8 protein-coding genes and 1 pseudogene are annotated in these 8,721 nt (G+C 63.4%); 5 read left to right on the top strand and 4 right to left on the bottom strand.

The annotated features are described in order from the left end of the window. Positions 1-187 (top strand): annotated as a pseudogene (locus WCB02_RS34550) (exodeoxyribonuclease III); the annotation flags it as partial. A 60-nt stretch (positions 188-247) separates the two neighbouring features. Here WCB02_RS34550 and WCB02_RS34555 read toward each other — a convergent pair. Then, positions 248-691: a cyclic nucleotide-binding domain-containing protein gene (locus tag WCB02_RS34555; RefSeq protein WP_423965667.1), complete on the bottom strand. Its 444-nt coding sequence runs from the start codon at positions 689-691 to the stop codon at positions 248-250. A 56-nt stretch (positions 692-747) separates the two neighbouring features. Then, entirely contained in the window at positions 748-1,434 is a 687-nt protein-coding gene (locus WCB02_RS34560) for a response regulator transcription factor (protein WP_423965671.1), read from the bottom strand. A 223-nt stretch (positions 1,435-1,657) separates the two neighbouring features. Between WCB02_RS34560 and WCB02_RS34565 the strand changes: the two genes are divergently transcribed. Both WCB02_RS34565 and WCB02_RS34570 read left to right on the top strand, forming a co-directional pair. Beyond that, the gene (locus tag WCB02_RS34565) at positions 1,658-2,221 is read left to right on the top strand and encodes a L,D-transpeptidase family protein (protein WP_423965674.1); all 564 of its coding nucleotides are present in this window, start codon (positions 1,658-1,660) and stop codon (positions 2,219-2,221) included. 28 nt (positions 2,222-2,249) lie between these two features. After that, positions 2,250-3,035: a 2-keto-4-pentenoate hydratase gene (locus WCB02_RS34570; protein WP_423965676.1), complete on the top strand. Its 786-nt coding sequence runs from the start codon at positions 2,250-2,252 to the stop codon at positions 3,033-3,035. A 39-nt stretch (positions 3,036-3,074) separates the two neighbouring features. Here the strand turns inward: WCB02_RS34570 and WCB02_RS34575 are convergent, their stop codons facing one another. Further along, positions 3,075-3,761 (bottom strand): YggS family pyridoxal phosphate-dependent enzyme, encoded by a 687-nt coding sequence (locus WCB02_RS34575; RefSeq protein ID WP_423965678.1) that lies wholly within the window; start codon positions 3,759-3,761, stop codon positions 3,075-3,077. A 112-nt stretch (positions 3,762-3,873) separates the two neighbouring features. Between WCB02_RS34575 and WCB02_RS34580 the strand changes: the two genes are divergently transcribed. Continuing rightward, positions 3,874-5,571, top strand: a complete 1,698-nt coding sequence (locus WCB02_RS34580; RefSeq protein WP_423965680.1) for a diguanylate cyclase domain-containing protein — start codon at positions 3,874-3,876, stop codon at positions 5,569-5,571. Here WCB02_RS34580 and WCB02_RS34585 read toward each other — a convergent pair. Beyond that, the gene (locus WCB02_RS34585; RefSeq protein ID WP_423965687.1) at positions 5,568-6,557 is read right to left on the bottom strand and encodes a GGDEF domain-containing protein; all 990 of its coding nucleotides are present in this window, start codon (positions 6,555-6,557) and stop codon (positions 5,568-5,570) included. The genes WCB02_RS34580 and WCB02_RS34585 overlap by 4 nt on opposite strands. A gap of 691 nt (positions 6,558-7,248) precedes the next feature. Here WCB02_RS34585 and leuS point away from each other — a divergent pair. Further along, positions 7,249-8,721 (top strand): leucine--tRNA ligase (gene leuS, locus WCB02_RS34590; protein ID WP_423965683.1); only part of this gene is annotated, 1,473 nt, incomplete at its 3' end.

An 8,721-nucleotide genomic window follows, 5' to 3' on the forward strand; every position in this document is an offset into this window, starting at 1 on the left:
GGTCTACACCTGGTGGAGCTATCGCGCCGCCGACTGGACGGTCGGTGACCGCGGCCGCAGGCTCGATCACATCTGGGTCTCCCGCGCGCTCAAGGATAACGTCAGCGACTTCCAGATTCTGCGCGGCGCGCGTGGTTGGGAACGACCGTCCGACCATGTCCCGGTGACGGTGACGCTCGATGTTTGAGGACGGACGAGAATGCCGGGGCCGAAGACCGTCAGCGCCCGGCAGGAAACCGAGGCGCGATCACGAACTCAGCTTTGCCCCGGCTATCACGATATCGCTGGCGATCTGGCTGGAGCGGAGCGCGAATTCGTCACGCAGCCGGCGCGCCGCGGCGGGGTCGCTTTCGAGCACCCGCTGAAACAGGCTTCGGCTGATGCGAATGACCGTGGAATTGTCCAGCGCCAGCGCGCTGCCCGGCCGCCGCATCCCCACCACCAACGCGAGTTCGCCGATCAGGGCGCCCGGGCCGACCGTGATTTCGGCGCCTGCGCCATTATCGATGCGCAGGGAGCCACGCTGCACGACAAATCCGGAATCGGCCTCATCGCCCTCGCTGAACAGCCGATCGCCGCGCGCCACCGCGCGCTGCTCGGAGCCGATCGCCAGCATGCGCAACGCGGCCTCCCCGAGCAACCGCAGGGTCGGCACGCGCTCGAGGAGCGCGACATCATCTTCGATCGACATGCAGAGCCGGTGACAGGGACGAACTGTTCACGGCGATTCGCCGTTCCGCGACCGTATCACGGCACCAGCTTGTAGCCACCCGCTTCCGTCACCAGAATTTCGGGATTGGCAGCGTCCTTCTCGATCTTCTGACGCAGCCGGTAGATATGGGTCTCCAGGGTGTGGGTGGTGACGCCCGAATTGTATCCCCACACTTCCTGCAACAGCGTCTCACGCGAGACAGGGAGCTGGCCGGCCCGGTACAGGAAGCGCAGGATTGCGGTCTCCTTCTCGGTCAGCCGCACTTTCCTGGCGTTGGCGCCGGTCAGCATCTTGGAGCCGGGCCGGAAACTATACGGACCGACCGAGAAGACGGCATCTTCGCTGGCTTCATGCTGGCGGAGCTGGGCGCGGATCCGCGCCAGCAGAACCGCAAAACGAAACGGCTTCGCGACGTAGTCGTTGGCGCCGGACTCGAGCCCGAGGATGGTATCCGAATCGGTATCGTGCCCCGTCAGCATGATGATCGGCGCCTTGAAGCCCCCCTTGCGCAGGCTGCGCACGACTTCTCGACCGTCGGTGTCGGGCAAGCCGACATCCATCAGCACCAGATCGGGCGAGTTGGCTTTCGCCGCGGTCGCGCCCTTGGCGCCAGTATCGACGGCGGAGGCTTCAAACTCGTCGTGCAACGACAATTGCTCCACCAGCGTGTCGCGCAGATCGGTATCGTCGTCTACGATCAGGATCTTGCGGGCATTGGGCATTGGTACAATCCTCTTTGCAAGCCGCGGATGGAGCGGAAGCGCCTTCAATCGACTGCCTGATCCGTCAGGGCCTTCGGGACTCGCGTCGTCTTGAGGTAAGGAACTTCGGACGATTCACAAGCGAAAAGGTAGTCTACTCCATAATTCCCCGGCAGATTTGTGAATGTCCTGTAATGAATACCAGGGTCGCAAGGACTGGTGGACACACGGGGACGGCCTGGAAATGCCTGTTCTTTCATATGCATATGACAAATCGCCGCAGGTCCCACCGCTCTCGCTGATCAGGATTCGCCCCGCTGCCGGAAATTCCCGCCGGGGCTGGTTGACCGGCGGCGGACAGACCATTCCGGTCGCGCTCGGGCGTGGCGGCATCCGAGCCAACAAGCGCGAGGGCGATGGCGGAACCCCACGCGGAACTTATCACCCACGGCGTTTGTGGTGGCGCGCCGACCGCCACGTTCGGCCGCGAACGTTCCTGCCGGTTCGAGCGATCGGTCCCGACGATGCCTGGTGCGAGGACCCCAGCGATCGACACTACAACCAGCCGATCCGCCTGCGGCTGGGTCGCGACGGCGACCGGCTGCAACGTGCCGATCAGCTCTATGATTTCATCATCGAGATCGATCACAACGCCGCCCCGCGCGTGGCCGGCCGCGGCAGCGCCGTGTTCCTGCATCTGGCGCGCGACAATTTCGGGCCGACCGCCGGCTGCGTCTCGATGACGAAATCGGCGATGCTGCACCTGTTGCAACGCCTCGGCCCGCGCACCAGGATCGTGATCGGATGACAATCAAGAGGGGGAGACGTCAGCCGCCATGCTCGACATGAACCAGATCGCGGCCGCGTCGCGCACGCTGCGCCAGCATTGGCGCGCCGGCACCAAGCTCGGCAATCTCGATCCGGTGCAATGTCCGCGCGACCGCACTGAGGCCTATGCGATCCAGGCCGAGATCGAACGCACCTCCGCCGGTAAGCTGTTCGGCTGGAAGATTGCCGCGACCAGCGAGGCCGGGCAGAAGCATATCAATGTCGAAGGGCCGATGGCCGGGCGTATCCTCGCCGAGACCGTGATCGCAGACGGCGGCACGGCGCCGATGGCCGGCAACGCGATGCGCGTCGCCGAGCCCGAGTTCGCTTTTCGCATGGCGACCGATCTGCCGCCGCGGCCTTCGCCCTACAGCGTCGCAGAGGTGCTGGACGCTGCAGGCACGTTGCATCCGGCGATCGAGATCCCGGATTCGCGGTTCGCCGATTTCGTCAGCGCCGGCGAGGCGCAGATCATCGCCGACAATGCCTGTGCGCATCTGTTCGTGCTGGGCGCGCCGACAAGAGCGAACTGGCGCGCGCTTGACCTGGTCAAGGAAAGGCCGCTGGTCGGCCTGCGCGGGAAGCAGTATATCGGCCATGGCAAGAATGTGCTCGGCGATCCCCGCGTGGCGCTGACCTGGCTTGCCAACGAATTGCGCCAGCTCGGCATCACGCTCCGGGCGGGCGAGGTGGTGACGACGGGCACCTGTCACCCGCCGCTGCCAATCCAATCGGGGGATCTTGTCGAGGCCGATTTCGGCTCGCTTGGAACAATATCCGTCGCGTTCAAATAAGGCCCGCGGAATAGACTCGGGCCGGCTCGATCGCGTGCGTTATCGATGGCCGAAAATCGCCGAGCCGACCCGGACATGGGTTGCTCCGAACTGGATCGCGATCGCGAAGTCAGCGCTCATGCCCATGGACAGGTTCTTCAAGCCGTTGCGCGCCGCGATCTTTGCCGTCAGTGCGAAGTGCGGCGCCGGCGCCTCCTCGACCGGTGGAATGCACATCAGGCCGGAAATGACTAGGCCGTAGTGGTCGCGGCAACGCGCGATGAAGCCGTCAGCTTCGCCGGGCGCCACGCCCGCTTTCTGCGGTTCCTCGCCGGTGTTGATCTGCACGAACAGTTCGGGGTGCCTATTTTGAGAATCGATTTCTTTGGCTAATGCCTGGCAAATGCTCGGACGGTCGACCGAATGGATGGCATCGAACAGGCCGACTGCCTCCTTCGCCTTGTTGGACTGCAGCGGTCCGATCAGATGCAGCGCCAGTCCCGGATAGGCCGACATCAACCCTGGCCATTTGGCCATCGCCTCCTGCACGCGATTTTCGCCAAAAACATGCTGTCCGGCCTCCATCACGGGCGCGATCAGGTCCGCGCCGAAGGTCTTGGAAACCGCGATCAGCGTGACGGACGCGCGATCCCGCCGCGCTTCCCTGCATGCGCGCACGATCTCCTGCTCGACGTCGGCGAGCGCCTTTGGTGAATGCGTGGTTAGCACGGACGGGCTTTCGGACACTCGATGCTCTCGCCAATCGTAGTTTTACGGTGGTCGCTCGAATTTTACCAAGTTCGGGAAAGGCTTCTTGAACCATTCACTCTATCCTCCCTGCGGGGTAGGGGGAAGAAACATGTCGCGCATCGGCTTCAACCGCAAAAGGGTCAGGCTCAAGCAGCTTCTCGGAATCCGCGCGCGGCTGGCGCTATTGGCGGTGATCCTGGTGGCGCCACTGATGTTGGAGCGCGCCCGCTCGCTGGAGGATGCGCGCGCCAAGCAGATCGCTGCCGCGTCCGAGGAATTTTCGAGCCTCGCCAGGCACAGCGCCGACATGCAGCGCGAGGTGATCTCCTCGGTCGAGACGATCCTGAAATCGGCAGCCTATATCCGCGCCTCCGCCGGCGGCATCACCCGCACCTGCGACATCCTGCGCGCCAGTCTGCCGAGCAATCTGCCCTGGATTCGCAATCTGCTGCTGGTGGGCGGCGATGGCCGCGTCCAGTGCTCGACCAACAACACCTTCATCGGCGTCGACGTCGGCAAGCGGCCCTATATCCAGAAGGCGCGCGCGACCGGTGACATCGTCTTCAGCGATTTCACCTACGTTCCGGCCATCAATACGGCGGTGGTGCTGGCGGCCTTTCCGGTCTCCGCCATCAATCCCGATTCGGATTCGATCATCGTTGCCAGCATCAACCTCGACTGGATGTCGAAGATGATGAGCAATCTCGGCGGCCGCGCCGGCATTTCGTCGGCACTGATCGATCGCTCGGGCATTGTGCTTGCGGCGCCGTCGGATCAGGCCGGCATTATCGGCCGCTCGCTCGACGATGTGCCGGTGCTGTCGGCGATCGCGGAAAGGGCGCTCGGCTCCGACCTCGAAGAGGGATCGCTGTCATTCGTCGCCGCCGACGGATCGAAACGCGCAATCAGCTTTGCGCGCATCGCCGATACCGGATCACGGCTGATCACCAGCATCGACGAGGACAAGGTCACCGCAGCCATCAACCGCGACATCCGCACCGCCTATCTGCAGCTTCTGTTCGTCAGCCTGTTCGTGCTGCTCGGCGCGCTGATCGCCGCGGAGAAGCTGATCATCGGGCCGATCGACATGCTCGCGACCATGGCGAAGCGGTTCGGCCAGGGCGACTGGTCGGTGCGCGCGGCACCGAGCCGGCTGCCGGGTGAATTCGTGCCTTTGGCACGTGCCTTCAACGCGATGGCGGCCCAGCTCAGCGAGCGCGAGCGCGAGCTCGTCGCCACCAACGACCGTCTCACCGTGATGGCCTCGATCGACATGCTGTCCGGTCTCGCCAACCGGCGCGGCTTCCAGAGCCGGCTCGATTTCGAATGGATGAAGGCCCAACAATACGACTGCGAATTGTCACTCTTGATGATCGATGTCGATCACTTCAAGCTCTACAACGACACCTATGGTCATCCCGAGGGCGACACCTGCCTCACCAGGCTCGGCGGCACGCTGTCGGGAATTGCCGCCGAGACCTTGGGGTTTGCCGGACGCTACGGCGGCGAGGAATTCTGCCTGCTGCTGCCCAACGTGGATGCGGCGCGGGCATGCGAAATCGGCGAACTGGTACGGGCGGCCGTCGAGGCGCTGGCGATGCCGCACGCCACCTCCGCGCATCAATGCGTCACGGTCAGCATCGGTATTGCATGCACGAAACCCGGCGGCAGCCAGACACCGGGAGATCTGATCGAGGCCGCCGATGCCGCGCTCTATGCCGCCAAGCACCGTGGCCGCAACAACGTCGTCACGCATGGCTTCGAGCAGCGCGACGATCGCGCCGGGGGCGTCGCGCTCGCGGGCTAGCCTGCGACCGCCGCCTTGGGCTTGAGTTCGCTTTCGGAAACCACTTTGTTGCGGCCGGTCTTCTTGGCCAGATAGAGCGCGCGATCGCAGCGATCGATCAAGTCCGCCATCGACTCGCCGAACTGAAATTCGCCGATGCCGATGGAGACCGTGATCTGCGGCAGCACTTCACCCGTCGAGCGGCGGGTGAACTGGCATTCCGAGATCGAGCGGCGAATGCGCTCGGCGATGCCATGGCACGTCGAAAGGTCGGCGCGCGGCAGCACGGCGATCAGTTCCTCGCCGCCATAGCGCGCCGGCAGATCCTCGCCGCGCACCAGTTCGCGCAAGGCCTTGGCCACCAACCGAAGCACCTGGTCGCCGACGCCGTGACCAAAATTGTCGTTGAACTTCTTGAAGTGGTCGATGTCGATCAAGAGCACGCTCAACGGCTCGTCTCTTTCCATCGCAGCGATCTGGGCGCCGCGGAAAAACTCTTCGAGCGCACGCCGGTTCGGCAGGCCCGTGAGCGTATCGGTCCTGGCCCGCTCCTCGGACTTGTTCAGCGACTCGCGGATCACGTCGAGTTCGCGCGACTTTTCCTGGAAGCCGGCTTCCAGCTTGACCGCGCGCTCGGTCGCTTTCGTCAGCTCACTCACCAGATTTTCGATCAGGATCTTCGGATCGAAGCCGGCTTCGGTCTGACCTGCGACGTCACCCATCGCCTCCATCTGCGTGCGATTGTCGGCAATGGCGGTCGTGATGAAATTCTTGGCGGAATCCATCACGCCGTGCAGCCGCTGCGAAACCTGGTGCACGACCGCCGCTTCGGTGCCCTGCGATCCAATATAGGTCTTGAACAGATCGTGGTTGGTCGCGCTGTCGAACTTGCGCTTGTTGCTGATCAGAATGTCGATCGTCCGCTTCAGATCGGAAGACTGGCCGAGCGAATATTTGAACCACAGGTGAAAATTATTCGGCGTCGGCGGAACGCGCTGTTTCGCCATCAGAGCCGTGGTTTTTTCCGCAACGGTTGTCGCGTACTCGAAATCAAGTTCGTCGAACGTCGGTCCGGTCACGATAAAAAATGATCCTGGATCTTGTTGGCAGGGCTCTCGCTTTCGGCACTGTCCCATCGAAGTCTTAACCTCGCCTCAATCCGATTTCGGACGGATCAGTGCTAAGGTTCGGAGAACGTTATGGATTACCACCGCGCCGGAATTGCACGGTACAAAAGCACCCATAAACTCCGAAAAACAGCGCGAGGAGGGCAATATTCGCGCAAATGCCGCTGCGTATCGCGTCGCGCCACCGTATTTTCACGGAGCCATTTTTCTGCTGTCGAGCGCTGATCAAGGTCAGGAAAGCGACAGATCTGGCACGATCTTGCGCTTGGGCGAATCGAGTCGGGGCGATGCGTGCCGCGACGGGCGGGTGCCATCGACGACACGTCGGAGCGACCTCCGCAACGCTACGGCCGTATCAAACGACGCCCGCCATCCCTCCGCGCCACATCGCCGTCGTCGGCCGGCCGCATGCTCGGGTTACGCACCCGATCGGCAGCAGCGTGACGCCCAGATGCGCGGCTCAAACCGGCGTTATTTGGGGGTGTCGGGGCGTTGACCCCAACGTCGCTTTTGTGGCCTAGTCCCGCGTCGTTTCAGACGGCGAATCCACCCAGAAAAGCCACGCGATGTCATGACCTCCGAACGCTATAACGCCCGCGAAGCCGAACCGCGCTGGCAACGGCAGTGGGACGAAAAGGCGATCTTTTCTTCCAAGAACGACGATCCGCGGCCGAAATATTACGTCCTCGAGATGTTCCCGTATCCGTCCGGACGCATCCATATCGGCCATGTCCGGAACTATACGTTGGGCGACGTACTGGCACGGTTCATGCGCGCCAGGGGCTTCAACGTGCTGCACCCGATGGGCTGGGACGCCTTCGGGCTGCCGGCCGAGAACGCCGCGATCGAGCGCAAGATCGCGCCCAAGGCCTGGACCTACGACAACATCGCCGCGATGAAGAAGCAGTTGCGCTCGATCGGGCTGTCGCTCGACTGGTCGCGCGAATTCGCAACCTGCGATCCCTCCTACTACAAGCATCAGCAGAAGCTGTTTCTGGATTTCCTGCGCGCAGGCCTGGCCGAGCGCGAAAACCGCAAGGTGAACTGGGACCCGGTCGACATGACCGTGCTCGCCAACGAGCAGGTGATCGATGGTCGCGGCTGGCGCTCGGGCGCGGTGGTCGAGCAGCGCGAGATGAGCCAGTGGGTTTTCAAGATCACCCGATACGCGCAGGAATTGCTCGACGCGCTGGATACGCTCGACCGCTGGCCCGACAAGGTGCGGCTGATGCAGCGCAACTGGATCGGCCGTTCCGAGGGGCTGTTGCTCCGCTTCGCGCTGGATCCGGCGAGCGCACCCAACGGCGAAACCGAACTGAAGATTTTCACGACGCGGCCGGACACGCTGTTCGGCGCCAGATTCATGGCGATCGCCGCCGATCATCCGCTGGCGCTGGCGGCGGCGGCAAAGAATCCAGAACTCGCCGAGTTCATGGCGGAGATCAGGCGCATCGGCACGGCGCAGGAGATCATCGATACTGCGGAGAAGCAGGGTTTCGATACCGGCATCAGGGCGATCCATCCGTTCGACCCGACCTGGAAGCTGCCGGTCTATGTCGCAAACTTCGTGCTGATGGAATACGGCACCGGCGCGATCTTCGGCTGCCCCGCGCACGACCAGCGCGACCTCGACTTCGTCAACAAATACGGGCTCGGCACGATGCCGGTGGTCTGCCCGCCCGATGTCGACCCCAAGTCTTTCGTGATCACGGACACCGCCTATGACGGCGACGGCCGCATGATCAATTCGCGCTTTCTCGACGGCATGACAATCGAACAGGCCAAGGAAGAGGTCGCGCGGCGGCTCGAAAGCGAAATGCGCGGCAATGTGCCGGTCGGCGAACGGCAGGTCAATTTCCGGCTGCGCGACTGGGGCATTTCGCGCCAGCGCTACTGGGGCTGCCCGATCCCGGTGATCCACTGCGCTGCGTGCGGCATCGTTCCGGTGCCGGCGGAGCAGCTTCCGGTGCGCCTGCCGGACGACGTGACCTTCGACAAGCCGGGCAATCCGCTCGATCACCACCCCACGTGGAAGCACGTTGCC

Source organism: Bradyrhizobium sp., assembly GCF_049581145.1.
Classification (GTDB): Bacteria; Pseudomonadota; Alphaproteobacteria; order Rhizobiales; family Xanthobacteraceae; genus Bradyrhizobium.